Source organism: Acidovorax sp. KPB24-07 (genome assembly GCF_057543315.1).
Window position 1 is genome coordinate 1 of the sequence record NZ_BAAJYS010000901.1, and the last position, 641, is coordinate 641.

A 641-nucleotide genomic window follows, 5' to 3' on the forward strand; every position below is an offset into this window, starting at 1 on the left:
TTAAGAGCCTGCGGGCGACGGGCCTCGGGCCGCCGCCATCAAGGCGGCGGCACCCCCTTCGGCCCGTGCCGTCGGGGGCTCGGATTCGCCGGGGCCTTCGGGCGCGGCAGGCGTGCCCTGGTGGAAGCACATTTGCCACCCGCGCGCAGACCGCTCCCACACCGAAGTGCGCAGCGTCCACCGCTCCAGGGTTCCGTCGTCCAACCGCTGCGCCGATCGGTACGTGAGCAGCGCGGCGAACTCACCGAGACGCCGGACCTCGAAACGGTCCGCGACCACCACGGCATGCTGCGCCTGGGCCGGCAGTTGCGAGAGGACGTCCGCCTTGGTGTAGACCGCGCCGGAGCGGCCGAACTCGCGGAAGTCGTCGTGCAGCAGTGCGTCCAGCCGGGCGGCGTCCTGGCGCGCGGCCGGCCGGTGCAACTCCACCTCCAGGGCCTGCAGCAACGGCAAAAGGGGCGCGTCGGAAGCAGGCATCGAAAAGGGGCGCGTCAGGCCACGGGCGCGCCGGCCTTCAGCCGCCCGTGACGGGCGGAAAGAACGCCACTTCCGCCCCATCGGCCAGCGCTGCGGATTCGTCGCTCAGCGTCTGGTCGAGCGCCATGCGCACCGCGCGGCCGCGGCCCAGGCTGTGCGCCCAG

The 641-nt window shown here is 73.2% G+C and carries 2 protein-coding genes; both read right to left on the minus strand.

Translation table 11 applies throughout. The features are described 5' to 3' along the window. Positions 1 to 477: a nuclear transport factor 2 family protein gene (locus AC27IQ_RS26570; RefSeq protein ID WP_487091462.1), complete on the minus strand. Its 477-nt coding sequence runs from the start codon at positions 475 to 477 to the stop codon at positions 1 to 3. Positions 478 to 514: 37 nt separating this feature from the next. Continuing rightward, the coding region (locus AC27IQ_RS26575; protein WP_487091464.1) for a MoaD/ThiS family protein at positions 515 to 641 on the minus strand (127 nt) is incomplete at its 5' end.